General features: G+C 30.9%; 20 protein-coding genes and 1 tRNA gene. 11 read left to right on the forward strand and 10 right to left on the reverse strand.

What is annotated here, in order from left to right:
• Positions 1 to 34 precede the first annotated feature (34 nt).
• Positions 35 to 976 (reverse strand): ribose-phosphate pyrophosphokinase, encoded by a 942-nt coding sequence (locus JAO71_RS12245; RefSeq protein WP_054852078.1) that lies wholly within the window; start codon positions 974 to 976, stop codon positions 35 to 37.
• Between the two features lie 143 nt (positions 977 to 1,119).
• On the opposite strand from JAO71_RS12245, the gene JAO71_RS12250 reads away from it, so the two are divergent.
• A tRNA-Leu gene (locus JAO71_RS12250) sits at positions 1,120 to 1,201 on the forward strand.
• Positions 1,202 to 1,236: 35 nt separating this feature from the next.
• Here the strand turns inward: JAO71_RS12250 and JAO71_RS12255 are convergent.
• Positions 1,237 to 2,247: a LacI family DNA-binding transcriptional regulator gene (locus tag JAO71_RS12255; protein ID WP_116823986.1), complete on the reverse strand. Its 1,011-nt coding sequence runs from the start codon at positions 2,245 to 2,247 to the stop codon at positions 1,237 to 1,239.
• A gap of 190 nt (positions 2,248 to 2,437) precedes the next feature.
• Here JAO71_RS12255 and JAO71_RS12260 point away from each other — a divergent pair, with 190 nt between their 5' ends.
• The 3 genes from JAO71_RS12260 (at position 2,438) to JAO71_RS12270 (ending at position 5,173) form a co-directional block, all read left to right on the forward strand.
• Complete coding sequence (locus JAO71_RS12260) at positions 2,438 to 3,028, forward strand: HupE/UreJ family protein (RefSeq protein WP_203001057.1); 591 nt, start codon at positions 2,438 to 2,440, stop codon at positions 3,026 to 3,028.
• A gap of 118 nt (positions 3,029 to 3,146) precedes the next feature.
• Positions 3,147 to 3,578: a deoxycytidylate deaminase gene (locus JAO71_RS12265; RefSeq protein WP_028289718.1), complete on the forward strand. Its 432-nt coding sequence runs from the start codon at positions 3,147 to 3,149 to the stop codon at positions 3,576 to 3,578.
• Positions 3,578 to 5,173, forward strand: coding sequence for a S41 family peptidase (locus tag JAO71_RS12270; protein ID WP_116823987.1), 1,596 nt, complete (start codon positions 3,578 to 3,580; stop codon positions 5,171 to 5,173). The genes JAO71_RS12265 and JAO71_RS12270 overlap by 1 nt, the downstream gene beginning before the upstream one ends.
• 1 nt (position 5,174) lies before the next feature.
• Here the strand turns inward: JAO71_RS12270 and JAO71_RS12275 are convergent, their stop codons facing one another.
• Genes JAO71_RS12275 through JAO71_RS12285 form a run of 3 tightly spaced genes read right to left on the reverse strand, consistent with a single transcriptional unit; the run spans position 5,175 to position 6,595 of the window.
• Positions 5,175 to 5,786 (reverse strand): FAD-dependent oxidoreductase, encoded by a 612-nt coding sequence (locus JAO71_RS12275; protein WP_116823988.1) that lies wholly within the window; start codon positions 5,784 to 5,786, stop codon positions 5,175 to 5,177.
• Positions 5,786 to 5,983 (reverse strand): hypothetical protein, encoded by a 198-nt coding sequence (locus JAO71_RS12280; protein WP_028289721.1) that lies wholly within the window; start codon positions 5,981 to 5,983, stop codon positions 5,786 to 5,788. The genes JAO71_RS12275 and JAO71_RS12280 overlap by 1 nt, the downstream gene beginning before the upstream one ends.
• Before the next feature lie 30 nt (positions 5,984 to 6,013).
• Positions 6,014 to 6,595, reverse strand: a complete 582-nt coding sequence (locus JAO71_RS12285) for a MarC family protein (protein ID WP_028289722.1) — start codon at positions 6,593 to 6,595, stop codon at positions 6,014 to 6,016.
• Positions 6,596 to 6,744: 149 nt separating this feature from the next.
• Here JAO71_RS12285 and JAO71_RS12290 point away from each other — a divergent pair, with 149 nt between their 5' ends.
• The 5 genes from JAO71_RS12290 (at position 6,745) to JAO71_RS12310 (ending at position 12,482) form a co-directional block, all read left to right on the forward strand.
• Positions 6,745 to 7,314 carry a DUF3109 family protein gene (locus JAO71_RS12290; protein WP_028289723.1) on the forward strand — a complete coding sequence of 190 codons (570 nt, stop codon included), beginning with the start codon at positions 6,745 to 6,747 and terminating at the stop codon, positions 7,312 to 7,314.
• A 683-nt stretch (positions 7,315 to 7,997) separates the two neighbouring features.
• Positions 7,998 to 9,272, forward strand: coding sequence for a ribonucleotide-diphosphate reductase subunit beta (locus JAO71_RS12295; protein ID WP_028289724.1), 1,275 nt, complete (start codon positions 7,998 to 8,000; stop codon positions 9,270 to 9,272).
• A gap of 1 nt (position 9,273) precedes the next feature.
• Entirely contained in the window at positions 9,274 to 11,070 is a 1,797-nt protein-coding gene (locus tag JAO71_RS12300; protein ID WP_203001059.1) for a ribonucleoside-diphosphate reductase subunit alpha, read from the forward strand.
• A gap of 156 nt (positions 11,071 to 11,226) precedes the next feature.
• Positions 11,227 to 11,736, forward strand: a complete 510-nt coding sequence (locus JAO71_RS12305) for a zinc ribbon domain-containing protein (protein WP_203001061.1) — start codon at positions 11,227 to 11,229, stop codon at positions 11,734 to 11,736.
• Complete coding sequence (locus JAO71_RS12310; protein ID WP_203001062.1) at positions 11,736 to 12,482, forward strand: CPBP family intramembrane glutamic endopeptidase; 747 nt, start codon at positions 11,736 to 11,738, stop codon at positions 12,480 to 12,482. The genes JAO71_RS12305 and JAO71_RS12310 overlap by 1 nt, the downstream gene beginning before the upstream one ends.
• Positions 12,483 to 12,535: 53 nt before the next feature.
• Here the strand turns inward: JAO71_RS12310 and JAO71_RS12315 are convergent, their stop codons facing one another.
• The 3 genes from JAO71_RS12315 to JAO71_RS12325 all read right to left on the reverse strand — a co-directional run bounded on the left by JAO71_RS12315 (position 12,536) and on the right by JAO71_RS12325 (position 16,553).
• Positions 12,536 to 13,387, reverse strand: coding sequence for an OmpA/MotB family protein (locus JAO71_RS12315; protein ID WP_054852071.1), 852 nt, complete (start codon positions 13,385 to 13,387; stop codon positions 12,536 to 12,538).
• A 65-nt stretch (positions 13,388 to 13,452) separates the two neighbouring features.
• Positions 13,453 to 14,172: a DUF6503 family protein gene (locus JAO71_RS12320; RefSeq protein ID WP_203001064.1), complete on the reverse strand. Its 720-nt coding sequence runs from the start codon at positions 14,170 to 14,172 to the stop codon at positions 13,453 to 13,455.
• A gap of 83 nt (positions 14,173 to 14,255) precedes the next feature.
• Positions 14,256 to 16,553: an inorganic phosphate transporter gene (locus JAO71_RS12325; RefSeq protein ID WP_028607510.1), complete on the reverse strand. Its 2,298-nt coding sequence runs from the start codon at positions 16,551 to 16,553 to the stop codon at positions 14,256 to 14,258.
• A 284-nt stretch (positions 16,554 to 16,837) separates the two neighbouring features.
• Here JAO71_RS12325 and JAO71_RS12330 point away from each other — a divergent pair, with 284 nt between their 5' ends.
• On the forward strand, positions 16,838 to 17,194 hold the full coding sequence (locus tag JAO71_RS12330; protein ID WP_203001066.1) for a toxin-antitoxin system YwqK family antitoxin: 357 nt from the start codon (positions 16,838 to 16,840) through the stop codon (positions 17,192 to 17,194).
• Positions 17,195 to 17,279: 85 nt separating this feature from the next.
• Here JAO71_RS12330 and JAO71_RS12335 read toward each other — a convergent pair whose 3' ends face one another.
• Positions 17,280 to 20,132 (reverse strand): TonB-dependent receptor, encoded by a 2,853-nt coding sequence (locus JAO71_RS12335; RefSeq protein ID WP_203001068.1) that lies wholly within the window; start codon positions 20,130 to 20,132, stop codon positions 17,280 to 17,282.
• An 85-nt stretch (positions 20,133 to 20,217) separates the two neighbouring features.
• On the reverse strand, positions 20,218 to 21,495 hold the full coding sequence (locus JAO71_RS12340; protein ID WP_203001070.1) for a hypothetical protein: 1,278 nt from the start codon (positions 21,493 to 21,495) through the stop codon (positions 20,218 to 20,220).
• Positions 21,496 to 21,716: 221 nt separating this feature from the next.
• Here JAO71_RS12340 and dgt point away from each other — a divergent pair, with 221 nt between their 5' ends.
• Positions 21,717 to 23,060 (forward strand): dGTP triphosphohydrolase, encoded by a 1,344-nt coding sequence (gene dgt, locus JAO71_RS12345; RefSeq protein ID WP_054852068.1) that lies wholly within the window; start codon positions 21,717 to 21,719, stop codon positions 23,058 to 23,060.
• Positions 23,061 to 23,088: the final 28 nt, after the last annotated feature.

Below are 23,088 nucleotides of genomic sequence, written 5' to 3' on the forward strand. Positions count from 1 at the left end.
TTATTTATTAATATACTTGATTGTAAGCTTTAAGTTACATTAAAAATTTAGAGCTTATTGATTTATTAAAGTGTACATTTTGCATAACTTCAGCAAATAAATCGGCACAACTTAATACTTTTATTTTTTTACTTTCTTGTTTTAAAGGAATTGAATCTGTAACAATTAATTCTTCTAGTTTAGAATTTTCTAGACGCTCATAAGCATTACCTGATAAAATTGGGTGTGTACATATTGCTCTTACGCTTAAAGCACCACGTTCCATCATTAAATCTGCTGCTTTTGTTAAAGTTCCTGCAGTATCGACCATGTCATCTACTAGCACAACATTTTTGCCTGTAACGTCTCCAATTAATTCCATATGCGAAATGACATTGGCTTTAGCACGTTGCTTATAACATATAACAACATCACTTTGTAATGCTTTAGAGTAAGCATATGCACGTTTCGATCCTCCCATATCTGGAGAAGCAATGGTTAAATTATCAAGGTTTAACTCTTTTAAGTATGGTAAAAATATAGTTGAAGCAAATAAGTGATCAACAGGTTTTTCAAAAAACCCTTGAATTTGATCAGCGTGTAAGTCCATTGTTATAATTCTAGTGGCTCCTGCTGTTTCTAACATTTTAGCAACTAATTTAGCAGCAATTGGTACTCTAGGCTTGTCTTTTCTGTCTTGTCTAGCCCAACCAAAATAAGGTAATACAGCTGTTATGTGTCTTGCAGACGCACGTTTTGCTGCATCAATCATTAATAACATTTCCATTAAATTTTCAGAACTTGGATTTGTAGATCCAATAATAAAAATTCTAGAACCTCTTATAGATTCTTCATAAGAAGGTTGGAACTCTCCATCACTATAAGTTGAGGTAATAACTTTACCTAATTCAGATCCATAAGCAGCAGCAATTTTCTCTGCTAAAGCTTTACTTTGCGTAATCGAAAATATTTTAGCTTCAGGCTTTGTGTTGGGCATTGTTAAAATGTTGTTATGTAGCTTTTTAGGCTACGTGATTTTTTATGAGGTGCAAATTTACTATAATTTTTGAGCTTTAAAAGATATTAGATGTTATTTTTAGATGATTTATCCAAAATATATTTACTTTTGCAAGCGTAATTGCTCAAATGGCGGAATTGGTAGACGCGCTGGATTCAAAATCCAGTTCTTTCGGGAGTGTGGGTTCGATTCCCACTTTGAGTACTAAGCTTTAAAATAGTAATGTTTTAGAGCTTTTTTTATTTTGAAGAATCTCTGATTACAATATCAGTTTCTACAGTTTCTGAAGTTGTTGTTTTAATTTTGTTTTCTAACTTGTTAATTAATAGTGTGACAGATTTTTCACCTATAATCTCTCCGTGTTGACTAACTGTACTTAATCTTGGGTTAGAATGTCTTGCTAAAATTCCGTTAGAAAAAGCAATTACAGATAGGTCTTCAGGTATTTTGATACCTTTGTCTTTGGCTACTCTTAAAGCTGCAATTGCTACGGACTCGTTTGAGGCTATAATTGCATCAAAAGATTGATCAAATAATGGCTTTACGATGGCTTCATGTTTTTTATAATACATTTCATGAGTAGTAATTATAATGCTATCGTCTTTATCTAGATTATTGTTTTTTAGACCAGCTAAATAACCATCACACCTAAGTTTACCAACACTTAAATCCATATTGGCTGCTGCAAAAGCGATTTTTTTGCAACCTTTATTTTTTAAATAATTTACAGCATTTACTGAAGCCATAAAATCATTGGTGATGACCTTATCGCAATCAATATCTTCAACAACACGATCAAACATTACTAAAGGAATCTCTTTAGCAATACTTGATTTAAAGTGGTTGTATTCTTTTTTTGCTTCTGTTTCTTCTGCTACAGATAAAATAAACCCATCAACAACTCCAGAGGATAACATTTCAATAGTTTCAATTTCTTTTTGAAGAGAATCGTTTGAAATACAAGTAATAATTTTATACCCTTTTTTTGTAGCTGTCTTTTCAATACCTTTTAAAACTTGCGCAAAATAATAGTTAAGCATGTTTGGTATTATTACACCAATGGTTTTTGTGCGTTGGTTTTTTAAACTTAAGGCATTAAAGTTTGGTGTGTAGTTTATTTGTTTAGCATATGCTTTTATTTCTTCAGAAGTAGTTTTACTAATTTCGGGACTGTCGTTTAAAGCTTTTGATACAGTTGATATTGAAACGTCAAAATGATTAGCTATATCTTTTAATGTGGTTTTTTTCATAACAATACTTGTAATTTAGCATCAAACAACTTTCGTTTTTTGAAATAATATTTGTGGCAAATTTACCAAACTATCATTATATATAATAGTTTTTTGAGTATTCCTTTTTTTTGTAATGTATTTCGTTTACAATTTTGGTTAGCATTTTTGTTTTTATGTATATTTACAACAACCCTAAAACTGATTTTTTATGTTCCAAGAATTTTGGATAAACGTACAATATGGTATGAACCATGTACTAGATATTAACGCTTATGACCATGTTTTATTTTTAATAGTATTAGCTGTTCCGTATTTGTTTAATGACTGGCAGCGTGTGCTTTGGTTAGTAACAATGTTTACGGTTGGACACTCTATATCATTAGTGTTGGCTAGTTACGGAAAAGTAAAAGTTGATGCTAATTTAATCGAGTTTTTGATTCCTGTGACTATTATGATTGTTGCAATTTATAACGTGTTTACAGCAGGTAAAACTGCAAAAAGTCAGAAAATTGGTCTTTTATTTGTTTCTACTTTGTTTTTTGGACTTGTTCATGGTTTTGGATTTGCTAGAGAATTTAGAATGAGCTTAGATAAAGGAGATAGTAAGTTTTTAAGATTAATTGAATTTGCTTTAGGTATTGAGATTGCCCAAGTTATTATTGTTTTTATTATCTTATTTTTAGGTTATATTTTTCAAACTGTATTTAGGTTTTCTAAACGTGATTGGATTATGGTGATTTCTGCAATTGTTATTGGTTTAGTTATACCAATGTTGTTAAATAGTCCATTTTTAGGCTAGTTTTCATTAAAGTTTTCATAAATCTTAAGATTAAGAATTGTAATTAAAATATGAAGCGAGTATCTTCGTTAGTATTGTTAAGTATCTATTGATGCTTATTATTTCTATTTAATTAATTATGCCACAAGACAAACAACTTAAATACGATAAAGCTTACTTAAGGATTGCTACAGAATGGGGAAAACTATCGTATTGTAAACGAAAACAAGTAGGTGCATTAATTGTTAAAGACAGAATGATAATTTCTGATGGTTATAATGGTACACCTAGTGGATTTGAAAATTTTTGCGAAGATGATGAAGGTTACACTAAATGGTATGTTTTACATGCTGAGGCTAATGCCATTTTAAAAGTAGCTTCATCCACTCAATCTTGTAAAGGAGCCACATTATATATTACCATGTCGCCTTGTAAAGAATGTAGTAAGTTAATACATCAAGCAGGAATAATACGTGTGGTGTATAATCAAGGTTACAAAGATGATTCTGGCTTAAAGTTTTTAGAAAAAGCAGGAATCGATATTCAATTAATTGAAGAATTAGAAGATTAATGTCAAAAAGCAAAATTTTATTTCCGTTTATACTTGGTGCAGCAATTGCAGCTGGCATTTTTATTGGTGGAAAATTAGATTTTGCTGATACGTCTGACAGGTTGTTTTCTTCTAACAGTAAAAAGGATAAGCTTAATAGACTTATTGATTATATTGATTATGAATATGTGGAAGACGTTAATACAGACAGTATTGTTGATGTTACGGTTAATGGTATTTTAAATAATCTAGATCCACATTCGGTTTACATTCCTAAAGAAAACATGCAAGAAGTTGCCGACAACATGAAAGGAAACTTTGTTGGTATAGGTATTAATTTTTACACTTTTAAAGATACTATAACAGTTATAAAAACTGTAGAAAATGGTCCAAGTGCTAAAGTAGGAATCAAAGGAGGTGACAGGATTGTATCTGCAAACGGAGAGTCACTTTTAGGTGGAGGTTACAATAATGATACTTTAGTTGATAAATTAAGAGGCGAACGTTATTCTAAATTAAAGCTTAAAGTATTTAGAAAAGGAAGTCCTGAATTATTGACTTTTAATGTTACCAGAGACGTTGTGCCAATCAAAAGTATTGATGCTTCTTATATGTTAACCAATAATTTAGGATATATTAAAGTTAACCGTTTTGCCGAAAGTACTTACCAAGAGTTTAAAACAGCTTTAGATAAATTAAAACGACTAGGAGCAACCAGTTTAGCTCTAGATTTAAGGGGTAATCCTGGAGGTTTTTTAGAAATAGCAGTAGCAATTGTAGACGAGTTTTTAGAGGATGATAAACTTATTGTTTATACAAGAAATAAAAAAGGAAAAGAAGACCGCAGTTATGCAACTACAAAAGGTGATTTTGAAAAAGGTCACGTTTATGTCATGATTGATGAAAACTCGGCTTCTGCTTCCGAGATTATTGCAGGTGCATTACAAGACAATGATAAAGGTACCATAGTAGGAAGACGATCTTACGGAAAAGGTTTAGTCCAAAGAGAAATGAATTTGGGTGATGGTAGTGCTGTAAGATTAACGGTTTCTAAATATTATACACCAACAGGTCGATCTATTCAACGCTCTTATGAAAACGGAAACCGAGATTATTATGATGATTATGCTGATAGATTAAATAGAGGTGAATTGTTAGATGAAAATAAAATTGAAGTAGCAGACTCATTAAAGTTCACAACACCTAAAGGTAAAGTTGTGTATGGTGGAGGAGGAATTATTCCTGATGTTTTTGTGCCTTATGATACGCAAATGCAAAACGAAACCTTAACATTTCTAGAAAGAAGAGGCTTTTTAGATAATTTTGTTTTTGAAGAATTAGAAAAAGATAGAAATAAGTTTAATGATATTTCTAGACAAGAGTTTTTTGAAAACTTTACAGTAACAGATAGTGTTATAAAGTCTTTAGAAGATTTTTTAAAGCTAAAAACACGATCTAATATTGTATTTGTAGCTTATAAAAACGAAGTTAAACATTATTTAAAAGCAACACTTGCTGAGCAATTATATGGATATGGAGCTTATTATAAGATACTAAATAAGCATGATATTATGATTGATAAAGTAATATCGTTAAGCCAAGTTCAGAGCAATTAATTTAGCTATGTGTCTTATCGTGTACTTTGGTATGCTTACCGTTATTCCATAGTGTTAAAATATCTGTTGCGACATGTGCACCACTTCCTGACGCAATAGCAAACTGACTTCTCCAACCGGCTAACGTACCAGCTACATATAAGTTATCCTTAATTAAATGATCTGTGTTTTTTAACCAGATGCGGTCTTTTTCAATAGCAGATTTTGGATGCGGTTTAATATAGTTTTCCAAACCTGTAATGTTTAATAAGTTTGTATAGCCAACAGCTATAACTACACGTTGTGCAGTATATGCTTTTTTGTTTGTTGTAACTTGATAATGTTGCTCAACTTCAGCTATAGCTTCAACTTTTTCTTTATCAATTTGTACAACTTCAGGATATAAATGGGTTAATTGTTGTTTGCCATCTTCTAAAATATCTTTACCTAAAGTCCCTGGAGTTAATCCTAAAACATTATTAAATAAAGCATTTTGTAGGTGAGAAGTCTTTTGGTGTGTAATAATACCAACGGTTTTGTTTTTAGCAAAAGGTTTGCTTAATCCAGAGCCCAAAACTAAAGCGCAAGACAATCCTGCAGCTCCACCACCAATAATTAAAGTGTCAAAATCCATTACAACCTTGATTTAGCTTCAATTTTTTTAGAAATTCGTAAAATCTGTAATAATGCTATTGCGCATAATGATGCTAAGATCGTGATTAAAGCTACAATACTTTCGTTTGAAAATAAAGCAGAAAAGTCAATCTTAGTAGAGTTATAAACAATTAAAGCTATTGCTAAAACAGTAACGATATAGGTAAAGATTTTCATTGTAATAAATGTTTGTGCAAAAATACAAAATTAGGCTAACAGTATCTTGATATTATCAGTAAACAACTTAACTGCTATTGCTAATAATATTACCCCAAATACTTTTCTAATAATACTAATTCCGTTTTGTCCGATAAAGCGCTCAATACGTCTTGATGTTTTTAGTACAATATATATGACAATAACATTTAATATAACAGCAATTATAATGTTTTTAATATCATATTCAGCTCTTAAAGCTAATAAGGTTGTTAAACTACCTGGACCAGCAATTAAAGGGAATGCTAACGGAAAAACAGACGCTGTAATTGGGTTGGTGTCCTCTTCTTTATATAAGGTGATCCCTAAAATCATTTCTAAAGCAATAAAAAATAGTATAAAAGAACCTGCTACTGCAAAAGAGCTAACATTAATACCTATAAGGTTTAAGATGCTTTTTCCTAAAAATAAAAAAGCAATTAATATCACTCCAGCAATTATTGCTGCTTTCTCACTTTGTATATGACCTACTTTTTTACGTAAATCAATAATAATCGGGATGTTTCCAACAATATCTATTACAGCAAAAAGCACCATAAAAACAGTAAATATTTCTTTAAAATTGATAGCCATAGTTAGTATAAATTAAAGGTTCTTAATTTTTGGTAAAAGTAGTTTTATTCATCTAAAAAATAATAATATATAAAATTACTTTTTGGTTTTAATCGAAACAACTTTTTACTTTAGTAAGATAATTTATATTTGCTAAAAAATAAAACTTTATGTTTCAATTAGGTAAAACCATTGTTTCAGAGGAGATAATAGAAAAAGATTTTGTGTGTAATCTGTCTGCCTGTAAAGGGGCTTGTTGTATTGATGGTGATGCAGGTGCACCAATTAGTAAAGAAGAAGCGCAAATTATGAAGGAGATTTATCCTAAAGTAAAACCTTATTTGCGTAAAGAAGGTATAGAGGCAATTGAAGCTCAAGGCACCACTATTGTGACTCCTTTTGGAGATATTGAAACGCCTTTAATAAATGGTGCAGATTGTGCCTATGTGATTTTTGATAAGAAAAAAACAGCGCTTTGTGGTATTGAGGAAGCGTATAATCAAGGTGATGTAGATTGGAAAAAGCCAATTTCCTGTCATTTATATCCAATTAGAACAAAAGATTACTCTGAATTTTCTGCAGTAAATTATGATAAATGGGATATTTGTGATGATGCTTGTTCTTTAGGAAAAGAATTACAAGTACCAGTTTATAAATTTGTAAAAGAAGCTTTAATTAGAAAATTTGGTGAAGATTGGTACTCTGAATTAGAAAAAGTAGCAGATAAAATGACAAAATAATCGATGAAATAACGCTTAGAAATTTTAGGTAGAATTTTTTAACTAAATAGATAAAATTAAAACGCTTTTTTTTAACAGAAAAAGCTTTTTTTTTGACGTTAAAATTTAAAGTTTTTTAAACTTTTATCATTTTTTTTGCTTAAAAAAAATAAGAATGAAATTTCTTGTTAAAATTTATCTTTAAGGCTCTTGTTTATTAAAAAAATGAGTATTATTTATAGTAAATTGTAAGCTTAAATACTATCATTTTTTTTCTTTTTTTCTAAATAAAAAAATGCTTAAAAAAGACTTTAAAATAAAGCGCTGACGCTTAATTTAGTAGCTTGTTTTTAGCTTTTTTTAAGTTAAAAAATCGCTGCAAATCAATTAGTTGTGCGGTTTTTTGTCAGAGTCCCCTAAAACAAAGGGATTACAAGCTTTGTTAAAAACTTGTTGACAACGTTTACAGAATCCCCTTTCATTTTAGAGGCTAAATGTCAATCTTTGCTCAAGGCAAAAACAAAATAGATTTTCAATATTTTTTTGAAAATAAAAAGTAAGGATAAATCCATTTTTTTTTAATAATACGCCCTTTTTTTATTCCCTCAAAAGGAAAATATAACACGTTTTTACAGATTTATTATTGTCGTTTTTAGAATGAGTTTTCATTCCGGAAAAATGACCAGCTATTTAACTAAAAGATTATGGAGATTACTCAGATTATTAAACGAGATTATGAAACAAGTCCCTTTGTTTTAAATAAAATTTCTAACGCTATTGAAAAAGCAATGCTTTCTGTTGGAAATGGATCAAAAGCAGATGCAAATACTATTTCTGGAAATGTATTACAAGCTTTATTAGACAGAAAAGAAAAAGATTATAGATACGTACCTACCGTTGAGCAAGTACAAGATCTTGTGGAAGAAAAATTAATGGGAAGCCAATTTCATGATGTAGCAAAAGCATACATATTATACAGAGATGAGCAAACCAGAAATAGAAAAACAAACATCTTTGAAAAGCGTATTAACTTAAAACCTTATGAGTATCCAGCACTTAATGACTATGTAGATGCTATTAGACACTCTTATTGGATTCATTCTGAATTTAACTTTACTAGTGATATTCAGGATTTTAAAACCAGGTTAACAGTTGTAGAGCAAAATGCGATAAAAAACACAATGTTAGCTATATCGCAAATTGAAGTTGCAGTAAAGAATTTTTGGGGAGAAATTTATAACAAAATGCCAAAACCAGAAATTGGATCTGTAGGAGCAACCTTTGCAGAGAGTGAAGTGCGTCACCAAGATGCTTACTCTCATTTATTAGAAATTTTAGGACTTAATAATGAGTTTAAAAACATTAAGAAAAAACCAGTAATAATGCGTCGTGTGCATTATTTGGAAACAGCATTAAAAAATTCTAAAAGCGAAGACAATAAAGAGTATGCAGAATCTGTTTTATTATTCTCATTGTTTATTGAGCATGTGTCTTTATTTTCTCAGTTTTTAATAATTATGGCTTTTAATAAGCATAAAAATATGCTTAAAGGAGTATCTAATGTAGTTGAGGCGACTTCTAAAGAAGAACAAATACACGGAGATTTTGGTATTGATATTATCAAAATTATTAAAGAAGAAAACCCTACATGGTTTGATGATGCGCATGCAAAACAAGTACAAGATCTATGTAAAGAAGCTTTTGCTTCTGAAAGCGATATTATTGACTGGATTTTTGAAGCAGGAGAATTAGATTTCTTACCAAAAGATGTGATTAACGAGTTTATTAAAAACCGTTTCAATAATTCTTTAGAAAGTATTGGTATTGGAAAAGTATTTGAAGTTAATGAAGCATTAATTGCACAAACCGAATGGTTTGATGACGAAATAATTGGAACAAAACACGGAGATTTCTTTGTTAAGCGTTCAATAAACTACAGTAAAAGAACAAAAAGTATAACTAGCGACGATTTATTTTAATATGAGTAATCAAACAAAACAAAACACTGAGGCTAATGTAAGCCAAGAAGCTACAGCTTCAAATTATGATCAATTAATTAACGCTAGAAAAGAAGCCAGAAAAGAAGCTCATAAAGATGAACCAGAAATAAAATGGTTAACAGAAAATAGTCGCAAATTTTTAGCGTCAGGTTACTTAACAGAAGGAACGTCTCCAGAACAAAGAATTAGAGAAATTGCTGAAAGAGCAGAATCTATCTTAAAAATTGATGGATTTGCAGATAAGTTTTACGGTTATATGGCAGAAGGGTACTACTCTTTAGCCTCTCCAGTGTGGTCAAACTTTGGTAAGAGAAGAGGACTGCCAATTAGTTGCTTTGGTTCTCATATTGATGATGATATGGGAGACATCCTATATACACAATCTGAAGTGGGAATGATGTCAAAATTAGGAGGTGGTACTTCTGGTTACTTTGGTAAGTTACGTCATCGTGGTGCTCCTGTTAAAAATAACGGAGAGTCTTCTGGTGCTGTACACATCATGCAATTATTTGAAAAAATGGTTGATGTTGTAAGTCAAGGATCGGTTAGAAGAGGACGTTTTTCGCCTTATTTACCAATAGAGCATGAAGATATACATGAGTTTTTAGAAATAGGAACTGAAGGTAATCCAATACAAGAATTAACGCATGGTGTTACTGTTGGTAACCAATGGATGCAAGAAATGATTGATGGAGATACAGATAAAAGAGCCATTTGGGCAAAAGTATTACAGCGTAGAGGAGAGATAGGATATCCTTATATTTTCTTTAAAGATAATGCTAATAACACTTCACCAGATGTGTATCAAGATAAAAATCATGAAATCTATGCCAGTAACTTGTGTTCAGAAATCATGTTGCCAACAAACGACAGATGGTCTTTTGTATGTGTATTATCATCAATAAACTTATTGCATTATGATAAGTGGAAAGATACTGATGCAGTAGAGACAATGGTATACTTTTTAGACGCTGTTTTAGAAGAGTTTATTACTAAGTTAGAAGATTATAGAGATTCGCCTAGTAGAGACGATAGACAGACGTTTATGTTTATGGAAAAAGCATACAACTTTGCTAAAGAAAACAGAGCTTTAGGTCTAGGTGCTTTAGGATGGCATAGTTTATTACAATCAAAAATGATGTCTTTTGATAGTCAAGAAGCTTTCAATTTAAATAGTGAGATTTTTAAAACCATTGGTGAAAAGTCTAAAAAAGCATCAGAAGAATTAGCTAAGTTATTTGGTGAGCCAGAAGTGTTAAAAGGATACGGTAGACGTAATACTACACTAAATGCTGTAGCACCAACAACATCATCTGCGTTTATTTTAGGGCAAGTGTCACAAGGTATTGAGCCAATTTGGTCTAATAGTTATGTAAAAGACATTGCTAAAATAAAGACAACTATTAAAAACCCGTTTTTAGTAGAATTGTTAGAAGAAAAAGGCATGAATAACGTAGAGACTTGGAAAAGCATACGTGATTTTGATGGATCTGTACAGCATTTAGATGGTTTGACAGAGCACGAAAAAGAAGTGTTTAAAACTTATTCTGAAATTGATCAAATGACAATCATTTATCAAGCAGCAAATAGACAAAATCATATAGACCAAGGTCAGTCTTTAAATATTATGGTGCATCCAGATATGCCTGTAAAAGAGATTAATAATATATATGTTACAGCATGGAAATTAGGAGTTAAGTCATTGTACTACCAACACAGTATGAATGCAGCTCAAAAATTTAAACAGAAAAAGGAATGCGCAAGTTGTGAAGGTTAGTATATAATTAGTTAACTTTCACCAGAAATAATGACAAGGTTGCTAGGGCTTGTCAAATTATAGTGTTATAATCTTAAAAGGCATCCAGAAATGGATGCTTTTTTTATTTAAAAACTATAATATTATAGTATATTACTACTCCTTAACTAATCAATAATGGAAGAAGCACCAAAAATTATAACCAATGCATTAGAGTGTAAACATTGCGACACACCTCATGATGAAGCCTCCCTTTTTTGTCATGAATGTGGTTACCCTTTAAAAGGAACAGAAGAAGATGTTGCTAAATTTTATGCAAAGCGTGTCATGGATAAAAGAAAATCTAAGGACGCCGAAAAAAAGATTAAGTCTGCTAGAACAACACTTTATGTGATAGCCGGAATTATAATGGTTTTTGGTTTCTTTATATTTTTAAGTAGTAAAGATGTTACCGCTTTAATTATTAATATTATTGTAGGTGTTATTTATATTGTTTTAGGGACTTGGTCTAAGCAAAAGCCTTTAATAGCATTACTTTTAGGTCTATTATTGTATCTTACCATTATTGTAATTACAGCTATTGCAGAGCCAAAGACTTTAGTGTCTGGTATTATTTGGAAAATTGTAATAATAGCTTATTTAGGTAAAGGAATTCACTCGGCATCTTCTGTTAATAAATTAGCCTAATGGATATAAACTGTAAGCACTGTAATAATTTATTAGAGCAAAAAGTCAAGTTTTGCTCGCAATGTGGGCAGTCTGTTGTAAAAACAGTAACCAATACTAAAATAAAAAATGTAAATATTATTATTAGTTTTTACATTGCTATGCTAGTGTTTATGGTAATAGTATATTTTATCGATCTTAATTTTCCTTTTAATTTAGAAGCCGATTTAATAGTAGAAACCGGTTTTGCTTGTATCGTGTTAGGTTTTGCTTCATTAAATTTTAAACCAGTACTACGTCTCTATAATATTAAACAATTAAACCTTAAGCTTATTGGCTTTGCTGTGCTTACGCCAATAATTACTAGCTTTTTTGTTTATTTTTTTATAGAATATGCTAATTATTTGTTTTCAGATGTTGAAGCAGCAAATTATTACGAATCTTACCAATACCTTGATTATCCATTATTTTGGTCCATATTGTTTATTGCTATTTTACCGCCAATTATAGAGGAGTTAGCTTTTAGAGGTGTTTTGTTTAATCAGTTGTTAAAAGTTACCAATCAAAAACTGACAATAATAGCAACAGCTTTTCTGTTTGCATTGATTCATTTTTCAATATTTTCTTTTTTGTGGATTTTTCCTTTTGGTTTACTGTTGGGTTATTTAAGATATAAATACAATACGCTTTGGTTAGGTATTATAATTCATTTTCTACATAATTTTATAATTCTTATGTTGGATTATTATAGTTTTTATTCGTTTTAAGACAAAAAAAAGCATCCATTTCTGGATGCTCTTAATAGTGTTATAAATGGGTTTTATTTAGATGCCATTAAAGCAAAAAACTTATCGATGTTAGGTAAGATAACAATACGTGTACGTCTATTTCTAGAGCGTCCATCTTTAGAATCATTTTCTGTTAATGGTTGATAGCTACTTCTACCAGATGCAATTAATTTTTCTGGAGCTACGCCAAAGTCTTTTTGAAGCTTTCTAACCACAGATGTTGCACGAAGTACACTCAGGTCCCAATTATCTGCAATCTTGTCTGTACTGATTGTTCTTGAGTCTGTGTGACCTTCAATCATTACATCAATACTTGGTTCAGAATTAATAACGTCCGCTAATTTTTTTAAAATCTTATCTGCTTTATTACTTATTCTGTAGCTTCCGCTGTTAAATAACATTTTATCAGAGATAGAAATCATAACAACCGTTTGGTCAATATTAATTGCGATATCATCACTTTCATCTAAATCTGTAGTGTCTACAAATTGCTTTAAGTTAAGTGATAAGGCCAAGTTCATAGAATCTTCCAAAGTAGTGTAATATTTCATTACTTCAGGATTAACGTCACTTAACGTTTTACGCATTTCTATTTTTGCTTTTTCAGAAACTACAGCTTTATTACCAACTGCATCAAATTTTGTTTGATTTTCTTCTGTAAGTACACCAACTTCTTCAGTTAGATTATTTATTTTAGAATTATACTCGGTAACTCTGGCTTCAATTTTAGCGAATTTAGCTTCCAAATCTTCTTTCTCAACTTGAGTTTTTTGTAGTTGACTAGCAATTTCTCCGTTTTTTTCTTCTAATGCAACGTATTTCTTTTTAGAAACACATGAGCTTAATAATACTAAAGCGATTAGTGCTATGGATGTTTTTTTCATAAATACTTAAAATTTTTAGTTATAGTATCTACGCAGAAAAAGTACTTTTAGATGTTTTATGTTAATTAATTTAGATTATCTGTTGCTAAATACTTGTCATCCTTATTGTAATACCATGTTCTGATTTTAGGAATTTTTATTCCGTTTACGGTTTTAATATCATTAAGTATAATGTATTCTCCTGTATTTGTATCCACTTGGCCTATATTATCTGTTTTATAAAACTGATACATTTCTATAGCATATGTTTTAGGATTAAAATAAAAATACCATACATCTTTACCGACTTCAGCATTATAATTTACCTGTAGTTGCAAATAGGTTTTACTTTTAAAGTTTACAGTTTTTGCTTCAGGACTTATTATTGTGCCTTTGTCTTTTAGCTTCATCGGTAAACCATATAAATACGTATAGTAGTTTTTATACAGCGTCGCACGATCACAACTTAGATTATTACTTTTTATTTGTTTGTTTGTTAATTTTTTATTTCCGTTTAGACTTATAGTACAGGAGTCTTTTATGATGGTATATTGCGTTGTAACTGTATCTTTTTTTGCTGTAACAGAAAAATATTCTTTAGGAATATTTATTACAATTTGGCTAGTTCTAGCGTTGCTTTCTGGCATAGTCATAGTAATATTTAAGGTGTCATTAAATGTAGACCAATGACCTTGTGGATCATGATATTGTATTGCTTTATCAAGCAATTGAGGACCTGATATTTGTTGTGCAATTGTAATTGATGTTGATGTTAAAATGAATGCTAGTATGTAAAATGATTTCATGATAATGCTTGTGTTTGATACTAATGTATAAAAAAACCATCAGTTAAACTGATGGTTTTAGTGTTTTGTAATCTATATATGATTTATTCTGACTCGTCAATTATTGATGCTGGCGGAACGGAACTATCATGTGCGTTATGATATTCTTCTAATAAATTCATTGTAGCACTAAGTAAGTCTTTAGTTTCGGATAATAGACTAAAGTAAAGTGTTGTGTTTTTTGGACTAGATTCTTCAGTTCTAGTTCGTTCCACTTGCTTTTGTATTTTAGACGTTACAAGTCCTATAATCTCATTCTTTTTAGTTAGTAGTCTGCCAATATCTTCAAAAGATCTTGTGTCAAAAATGACATGAGTATTTTCAAACAGACGCTCAAAACGCTCGTCAATTTCTTTTAATTCTTTAATTTGACTAAACTTTAGCTTTTTGTGGTTGTTATGTACATGTTTATGACTGACTTTAGAAATGTATTCTAAAGATTGTGTCATGTCTTGTAAATAGCTTAAAATATTTATATAAAAATTACTAGCACTTAAACTAGACTCGTCTAAATTTTTAATAAAGTAGAAAATGTTATCACGTAAATCATCAACTTCACTTGATAATTTGGTGATTTGTTTTTTGTTTTTCTTTAATAAATCTAAATCTTGTTTTGCTAATCCATTAATTGCATTTGTATAGACTTTATTACCACGTCTTATTACATTAGCAATATTTTGAGCGCTTTCTTGAATTACACCTTGTACAGAACTGCTTTCTGCCTTTATTAAACTATCTTCTTCTTTATTTTTTTTGTTTTTCTTGTTGTGTGATACGTAATTTCTAATTAACAAACCAAAGGCAACAAGTAGTAATATTGGTGTCATTAACCTAACGTTTAGACTTAATAAGTAAGCAATAAGTCCAGCAGCAACAAAAGCTATTAAAGCAGTAAAAAACCATCCTCCTATAACATTTATAACTCCAGCAACACGATACACTGCGCTTTCTGCTCCCCAAGCTCTATCGGCTAAAGAAGTACCCATTGCAACCATAAAAGTTACATATGTGGTAGATAATGGTAGTCCCATTGATGTTGCTATTGATATTAATACAGCAGCAACCATTAGGTTAACAGCAGCTCTGACTAAATCAAAAGCAGGTTTTTCATCTTCTTTATATACTATGGTTTCAGCTGGTTGTTCAAACTGTTTGTCAATTTTTTTCTGCCATTTTTCAGGTATAATGTAGCTACTCATTTCTGATGCTGCTACAGCTAGACGTACAAATCCACGAGATAAAAAGTTAGGTTCAAAACGTTCTTTGGTGTCACTTTGACTAGATAAATCTAATGAGGTCTTTACAACGTCCTTTGCTTTACTAGAAAACCATAAAGTAACAACCATAATCATACCTGCTATAAATAATAGTAAGGTAGGTGTCTCTACTGCTTTTGATAAAAATGCCATAGATAATTGGTTGGCAGGAATACCTTGCGCAGCGTATTCTTGAAATGCTTGCCAAGCAGCAATTGGTACTCCAACAAAATTAACCAGGTCATTACCAGCAAAAGCTAATGCTAATGCAAACGTACCTACTAAAATGATTATTTTGTAAATATTAGTTTTTAAAGCAGTCATAATTAAAAATGAAACAGCTGTCCAGAGTATTAAACTAATGCTAACAATTTTAAAAACATGAGCTTCTAGATAGTCTTTAATCTTTAAACCGTCAGTAAAATCAAATTGTTGATTTGCATATGGTGTTCCTTTTATTCCTTTTATAAAAATGAAATATGTTATAGATGTCAATGCAATACCACCAAAAAGAGCACCAACCCAATTAGCTTTATCTTGAAAGTCGTAAGACATTAATACTCTTGTAAACCATTGTACTATTGCTCCAATTGAAAAGGCTATAGCGACCGAGAGTAGGATACCAACAACAATATCTGTTGCTGTAGACGTATTTATGTATTGGATAACTTCTGAAGAAGAACCGCCTTCGCTCCATATTTTTAATAACGAAACAGCTACCGCAGCACCAAGTAATTCAAAAACTATTGAAACAGTAGTTGATGTTGGCATTCCAACCGTATTAAAAAAGTCTAATAATAATATGTCAGTTATCATAACTGCCATAAAAATTATCATAATCTCACTGAACATAAATTGTTCAGGATTAAAAATCCCTTTTCTAGCAACTTCCATTAATCCGCTAGAAAATATTGCTCCAAGCGCCACACCAATACTAGCAACTAACATTATGGTTTTAAACGAAATAGCTTTGGATCCAATAGCGGAGTTTAAAAAGTTTACCGCATCATTGCTAACACCAACAACTAAATCTGCAATAGCTAAAATAGCTAACGCAATAATCATAAATAGATAAATGTTTTCCATTGAAAAAAATGTAATATTCGAGCACAAATTTCTTGTTTTAAATCGAACGCAATGTTAATTTAATGTTATGTTCTAATCATAAAAAATCCTAATATTTCTTATTAAATTCCTATTTATATACTTAATAGCATTATAATGTTACTATAAATGGTTTGAAGGTTTTAAATTAAACATCTAAAAACCAGATACTTGTATTTCTAATGTTAATTTAATGTTACGTAATTGTTTGTATATTGTAAAATAAATGTTATCTTTGTTATGTAATCATTAATACCCAAACGAATATGAAAAAGATATTTTTAGCATTAGCTTTATTATTTACAGCTTTTGTATCAGCACAGGACACTAACAATCCAATTATAGAGAAAAAAGGAAATTTACTTGAAGCTACTTTTTTTCATGACAATGGTCAAGTTGCACAGACAGGATTTTTTACTAAAAACAACAAATTACAAGGTGTTTGGACTAAGTATGATATTGTAGGAAAGAAATTAGCTGTTGGTAAGTACAACAAAGGCGTAAAGGTTGGAAAGTGGTTTTTCTGGTCAGACAATAACTTAAGCGAAGTAGATTATTCTAATAACGCTATTGTAACGGTTAATACTTGGAATAACAAGTCAACGATTGCTACAAGAGATTAAATTATACAAAAGTATAAAACACAAAAAAAGAGCTTTTATATTTAATGTAAAAGCTCTTTTTTATTAATGATAATTAAATCTATATCTAGAATTTGTAGCTGTAACCTAAAGAGATTTCAGTTCCTGGATTTCTAGAAGAAAATAATTGATCTTCAGTTCCAAAAGATTGGTAAACACTTTCTCTTTTATCACCTAAGATGTTTTTAACCTTAAAGTCAATTGCAGAGTTTTTGTTTTCGCCAAAAGTTTTGTTTAAAGTAAAATTGAAACTGTTAAAAGGTGATGTGTAAACATCTGGTACATCTCCTGTTCCAACTACTTCTAAAGTTTCTCCTTGTACATTAAAGAATAAACCAGCTCTAAAACCTATTTCAGAATTATTATAATCTAATCCAGCGTTAATTAAATATGGAGACTGACCTTGTAAATCACGAGTGTCCTCAATAGTTTCTCCATCTCTAGCATTAGTGACTCTTCTGTTGTATTCTTGGTCAGTCATTTCTAATCTAGACTCTATTACAGAGGCATTAAAATTAAAGTTGAAGTTACTAAAGTCTTCAGATATAAATCCTAAATTTTGTCTAAACTCTACCTCAGCACCAAGTACTTGTGCATCACCAAAGTTAGCAGCAGTCATTTGTCTTGGAGCAGAAGGGAAAAATGTTAACTCGATTGGATCCGTAAAAGTTTTGTAAAATCCACTAAAAGCAATCATTTGACCTTTTTCTCTAAACAACTCATAACGTACATCAAAGTTATTTACATATGTAGGTCTGATTGGGTCAAAAGTTTTGTTGTCTAAACCTCCAATAAAGAATCTGTTTGTAATTGGATCAAAAATTTGTGCAGTCGAAGCTTCCTTAAATGAAGGTCTTGCAGTTGTTCTAGAATAAGAGGCTCTTAAGTTAGAGTCATCATTTAAAGCAAATATTAAGTTTGCCGAAGGAAATAAATCAAACTCATCTATAGTTTTTTCTCCGGTAACAGACTCGCCATCAATTTCACCTGTGTAAAATAAATAGTATTGTTCTGTTCTAAGACCTAAGATAGCTTTTAATTTTTCACTTACATTAAACTCGTTAGAGATGTACATTGCAGCAACGTTAGATTCTCCTTCATATGAGTTAGCAGGTTGAAAAATGTTATTTGAATCTAAATATGTCCCTTCACCAGTGGTTGGTGTCCAGATATTTTCATCAGCTAAAATGGTATTAACGTCTCCGTTTTCTACAACAGAAGATGTTGTTTCAAAAATATATTGATCAGAATTAAAATCACGATATTTATAAGTGTATGCAGCTCCAAATTTTAATTTAGCAGCTCTGTCAAATAGCTTATAATTTTTAGTGATGTTTCCTTTTAACACCCAACTTTCTTCAGATAAATTTCTCCAGATACGCGTTGGGTTACCAACAGAACTTGGGTCAATTTGATACTGAATATCATTTCCTATGTCAACAATTCTTAAAGTGGTTGTTCTGTGGTCTTTGTCTTGTACAGTTGAAAAAGATGGAGATAAAACCCAGTCAAACTTTAAATCAGAATCACCATTTAACGAGTGATCTCCTTCTAGAGCAAAATTTGTAATAGATCTTTGTGTATATAAAATCTCGTCTCCTGTAGCATCTAGTAAAGCACCTCCAGCATTATCTTCACTTATAACTAAGTTATAACGTCCACCTGTAGATTCTCCATTTTGAATATGTAAACCGGTTAATTTATATTTAGAACGATTTGTTTTATAAGTTAAACCTAATAGTCCATTTACAAGTACCTCTTCATGACCAGATGTACCAGTTACAACTCTGTTAATACCTAAGTCTGTTACTGAAGAGTCAAAACGGTTTTTTATATAAGTTCCATCTACTCTGTCTTCATAAAGAGTAGTGTTACTTTTATAAGAGAAAGAAGCTTGATAACCTAATCTGTTATCGTTACCAACATCATATTGATTACCTAGAGTAAATCCAAAGTTATAATTTGGATTGCTAGTTGTAACGTCTGCACCAAGTTGTGAATCAAATCTTTTAGTTAAAGATGTAAGTAGTATTTTGTTTTCAAAAGTTCCAGGTATGTTTTGGTACCTGTTAATTTTTCTGTTGCGTTTACCATTGTCATATCCTAAAAAGTCTGTATTACTTCCGCTATAAGATAGGAAGTTGTCTTTAAAGTGCATGTCAGGATTGTATGCTGTACCAACAGATAATGAATATTCTGCTTTAGTAGGAAAATCTTTAGTTACAATATTTACAATACCTCCTGTGAAATCTGCAGGATATTCTGCAGAAGCAGATTTTAATACAATTACATTATCAATGATGTTTGTAGGAAATATATCCATTGGTATTGTGTTACGATCTGGATCTAAACCAGGAATATCAACACCATTTAAAATAGATTTTGTGTAACGGTCTCCAAGACCTCTAACATAAACGTATTTACCACCTTGAACAGAAACTCCTGGAACACTTTTAACTGCAGCTGCAATATCACCAGCACCTGTTTTTTTAATAGATTGTGCAGATAGTCCATCTAGCATTACAACAGATTTTTTCTGTATGCTTAATAACGCACTTTCTGTATTTCTTTTAGTTGAAGTTGTTATAACTACTTCATCAAGGCTGTTAGCAGGATTTATTGTTACGTCAACAATTACTTCTTTATTGGCAGAAATAACAACATCAGTGATTTCTTTAGTTTCATAACCTAAAAAAGAATACTCAATGGTATAAGTACCTTCTTCTAGTTCTAAACTATATCTACCATCAAAGTCTGTAGTTGTCCCTTTTGTTGTGTTTTTAACGACAACATTAGCAAAGGCTAATACGTCGTTTATGTCACCATCTATTACTTTACCTGTAACATATCCTGATTGTGAAAAAACAGAAAAGGTTACAAGAAAAAGAATAAAAGGTAATATGTGTTTAAGTTTTTTCATTTTAATTAAGAATGAATGAGAGATAAAAAATAATGCTCACTCCAGTATATTTCAAAAGGATGTGAGCATTTAATATTTAATGTTTTTAGAATCCTAAACCACCAGCAACATTAGAGTATGTCCAGCTTAGGTTAGCAGTGTTAGCTCCTGTAGTTTGGCTTCCTTGTGTAACAGCAGTTGCTTCAGATCCAAAACCTGTAACTGTAACAGTCGTTGCTTTGTTTACAAAGATGTCTTCAACAGCAGTGATACCAGTTGGTAAAACAACTTCCCAGTTACTAAAGCTAACTAAACCGTTGTTGTAGTTTGTTGCAACACCATCATTATCTAATTCTACATCAGAAGAAGGGTCAAATCCATAAGCGTAAACATTGTTAGTTGAAACTTGAGCATTACTTCTGTAATCAGCATATTCTGATCCAATATCACCATTTCCAATTAAAGTTAAGTCGTTTAATATACAAGACCCGTTTATTGATCCTTCTGGTCCATCAATTTCTAAAGCGTGATCAGAATCGTCTCCTAATACTACAACAGCGTTTGTAATTGTACCTGACCAAGCTTGGTCAACATCTAATGCATCATCACCTTGAGCCCAAACCAATAAATTAGAAGCGTTAACTGTACCTCCAAAAAATTCGATACCATCATCTTTATTAGCAACAACTTCAATGTTGTCAATAGTTGTTCCAGATCCAACACCACCAAGTGTTAATCCGTTAATTTCATTACCTTCTCCTAATAAAGCTCCACCATGACGAATAGAAACATATTTTAAAACTCCTGAATTTTCATCATCAACAGCTGGTTCATCACCAGGACCATATAATCCAAAAGTATCACTAGCAGGAATTCCTTCAATTTGAGCTTCAGTAACATCACCAGGTAAAGAAGAAGTAGCTCTTCCTAAGATAATAATTCCTCCCCAAAGACCAACGTTAGTTTCGTTTAAGTTAGTACCTGTAGTAGCTCCAATTTCGATATTGTCTGCTTCAGCAGTAAAGATAATTGGTTGGGCAGCTGTTCCTTCAGCCATGATTTTACCTCCTCTAGCAATGATTAATGCAGAAGATAAAGATTGTTGTCCAGCACGACCTTTGATGATAGTTCCAGGCTCAATTGTTAAAGTTACACCTTCTTGTACAACTACTTTTCTGTCTATAATATAACAGTTGTCTGCGGTCCAAGTTTCGTCAATTGCTATACCACCAGATTTTACTATGCAAGAAGTGTCTTCAGTAGAAGAGTTATTGTTATTTATTATAGTTGTTTCTTCAATAACAATAGGAGTGTCATCATCCTGAATACAAGATGTAAGTGCCATAGATAATGAGACAATCGATAGTAATAATACTTTTTTCATTTTATAAAATTTAGTTGTGTTTTTTTGTTTTAAATATTTTCACAAAGAAACTTCTAAACTGTAAAGTCTATGTTAACTAGAAATTAACTGTTAATCACTAAAAGGTTAGATTAATGTTATGAGGTATTTGTATTTTTTAGGTTTTGAAAACATTTAGTTAACATTAAAATATGTGCAAGAATTTATTGCATTTACTTATCTTGCCATATAAAATAAATGATATGAATTGGGAACAGCTGCTATCCTTGAAGCGTTTTGGAGATACTAATAAAAGATTAAGAAAAGAACAAGACGAAACACGTTTAGGTTTTGAGGTAGATTATGATCGTATAATCTTTTCTTCAGAGTTTAGAAGTCTTCAAGATAAAACACAGGTAATACCCTTGTCTAAGACAGACTTTGTACATACACGATTGACGCATAGTTTAGAGGTTAGTGTTGTTGGACGATCTTTAGGACGTAGTGTGGGTCAAAAAATATTAGCTAAATACCCACATTTACAAACTGTTCATGGTTATCAACCTAATGACTTTGGTGCTATTGTAGCAGCAGCAGCTTTAGCACATGATATTGGGAATCCTCCATTTGGGCATTCTGGAGAGAAAGCTATTGGTGAGTATTTTATATCTGGAGAAGGACAAAAGTATAAAGAAGATTTATCTAAAAAAGAGTATCAAGATTTATGTGATTTTGAAGGTAACGCCAATGGTTTTAAAATTGTTACACAAAGTAGGGCTGGTCGCGAAGGTGGTTTGCGTCTAAGTTATGCAACTTTAGGTGCTTTTACAAAATATCCAAAAGAATCCTTACCTAAAAAACCAACAAAGCATATTGCTGATAAAAAATATGGTTTTTTTCAATCTGAAAAAGAAGCATTTATTGATGTAGCAAATGAACTAGGTATGTCTAGTAGAGGTGATGGTAATTCAGTAAGCTATTCTAGACATCCATTAGCTTTTTTAGTTGAAGCTGCAGATGATATATGTTATACAATAATTGATTTTGAAGACGGAATTAATTTAGGGTTAATAGAAGAAGAATACGCTTTAGAGTATTTGATTAATCTGGTTAGAGATACTATTAATACTAACAAATATCATCAATTAACTAATACCAAGGATAGAATTAGTTATTTAAGAGCTTTAGCTATTAATACTTTAATAAATGAAGCTGTTAGTATATTTATGGATAATGAAGAAGCTATATTAAAAGGAGAATTTAATATAGGTCTGTTAGATAAAAGTAAATACGAAGCACAAATCAACGATATAATCAAAGTTAGTGTTCAGAAAGTTTATCAATCTAAAGAAGTTGTTGATAAAGAAATTTCTGGTTATCAAGTCTTAAATACGCTTTTGCATACTTACTCTAAAGCTGTAAACAATAATTATTTAGTACTTAGTTCTAATTATGATGCTTTAATTTTAAAAGGTTTGCCAAAAGTCTTAGATTTTAATAATGATAGCCTGTATCACAGGCTATTAAATGTTTGTCATTACGTTTCTTTAATGACGGATAGTCAAGCTATTTTAGAATACAAAAAAGTTAGAGGATTTAATTTATAGTGTTTTTTTAAGCTTTGTTTTGTTTTTT

It is taken from the genome of Olleya sediminilitoris (assembly GCF_016785945.1).
In the GTDB taxonomy this organism is placed as follows: Bacteria; Bacteroidota; Bacteroidia; order Flavobacteriales; family Flavobacteriaceae; genus Olleya; species Olleya sediminilitoris.

Coding starts and splice junctions, on each gene's coding strand:
- JAO71_RS12280 (WP_028289721.1), bottom strand. CDS start 5,983: ATGAAAATCTTTACCTATATCGTTACTGTTTTAGCAATAGCTTTAATT.
- JAO71_RS12310 (WP_203001062.1), top strand. CDS start 11,736: ATGGATATAAACTGTAAGCACTGTAATAATTTATTAGAGCAAAAAGTC.
- JAO71_RS12290 (WP_028289723.1), top strand. CDS start 6,745: ATGTTTCAATTAGGTAAAACCATTGTTTCAGAGGAGATAATAGAAAAA.
- dgt (WP_054852068.1), top strand. CDS start 21,717: ATGAATTGGGAACAGCTGCTATCCTTGAAGCGTTTTGGAGATACTAAT.
- JAO71_RS12330 (WP_203001066.1), top strand. CDS start 16,838: ATGAAAAAGATATTTTTAGCATTAGCTTTATTATTTACAGCTTTTGTA.
- JAO71_RS12340 (WP_203001070.1), bottom strand. CDS start 21,495: ATGAAAAAAGTATTATTACTATCGATTGTCTCATTATCTATGGCACTT.
- JAO71_RS12270 (WP_116823987.1), top strand. CDS start 3,578: ATGTCAAAAAGCAAAATTTTATTTCCGTTTATACTTGGTGCAGCAATT.
- JAO71_RS12305 (WP_203001061.1), top strand. CDS start 11,227: ATGGAAGAAGCACCAAAAATTATAACCAATGCATTAGAGTGTAAACAT.
- JAO71_RS12245 (WP_054852078.1), bottom strand. CDS start 976: ATGCCCAACACAAAGCCTGAAGCTAAAATATTTTCGATTACGCAAAGT.
- JAO71_RS12300 (WP_203001059.1), top strand. CDS start 9,274: ATGAGTAATCAAACAAAACAAAACACTGAGGCTAATGTAAGCCAAGAA.
- JAO71_RS12315 (WP_054852071.1), bottom strand. CDS start 13,387: ATGAAAAAAACATCCATAGCACTAATCGCTTTAGTATTATTAAGCTCA.
- JAO71_RS12265 (WP_028289718.1), top strand. CDS start 3,147: ATGCCACAAGACAAACAACTTAAATACGATAAAGCTTACTTAAGGATT.
- JAO71_RS12325 (WP_028607510.1), bottom strand. CDS start 16,553: ATGGAAAACATTTATCTATTTATGATTATTGCGTTAGCTATTTTAGCT.
- JAO71_RS12260 (WP_203001057.1), top strand. CDS start 2,438: ATGTTCCAAGAATTTTGGATAAACGTACAATATGGTATGAACCATGTA.
- JAO71_RS12335 (WP_203001068.1), bottom strand. CDS start 20,132: ATGAAAAAACTTAAACACATATTACCTTTTATTCTTTTTCTTGTAACC.
- JAO71_RS12320 (WP_203001064.1), bottom strand. CDS start 14,172: ATGAAATCATTTTACATACTAGCATTCATTTTAACATCAACATCAATT.
- JAO71_RS12295 (WP_028289724.1), top strand. CDS start 7,998: ATGGAGATTACTCAGATTATTAAACGAGATTATGAAACAAGTCCCTTT.
- JAO71_RS12285 (WP_028289722.1), bottom strand. CDS start 6,595: ATGGCTATCAATTTTAAAGAAATATTTACTGTTTTTATGGTGCTTTTT.
- JAO71_RS12275 (WP_116823988.1), bottom strand. CDS start 5,786: ATGGATTTTGACACTTTAATTATTGGTGGTGGAGCTGCAGGATTGTCT.
- JAO71_RS12255 (WP_116823986.1), bottom strand. CDS start 2,247: ATGAAAAAAACCACATTAAAAGATATAGCTAATCATTTTGACGTTTCA.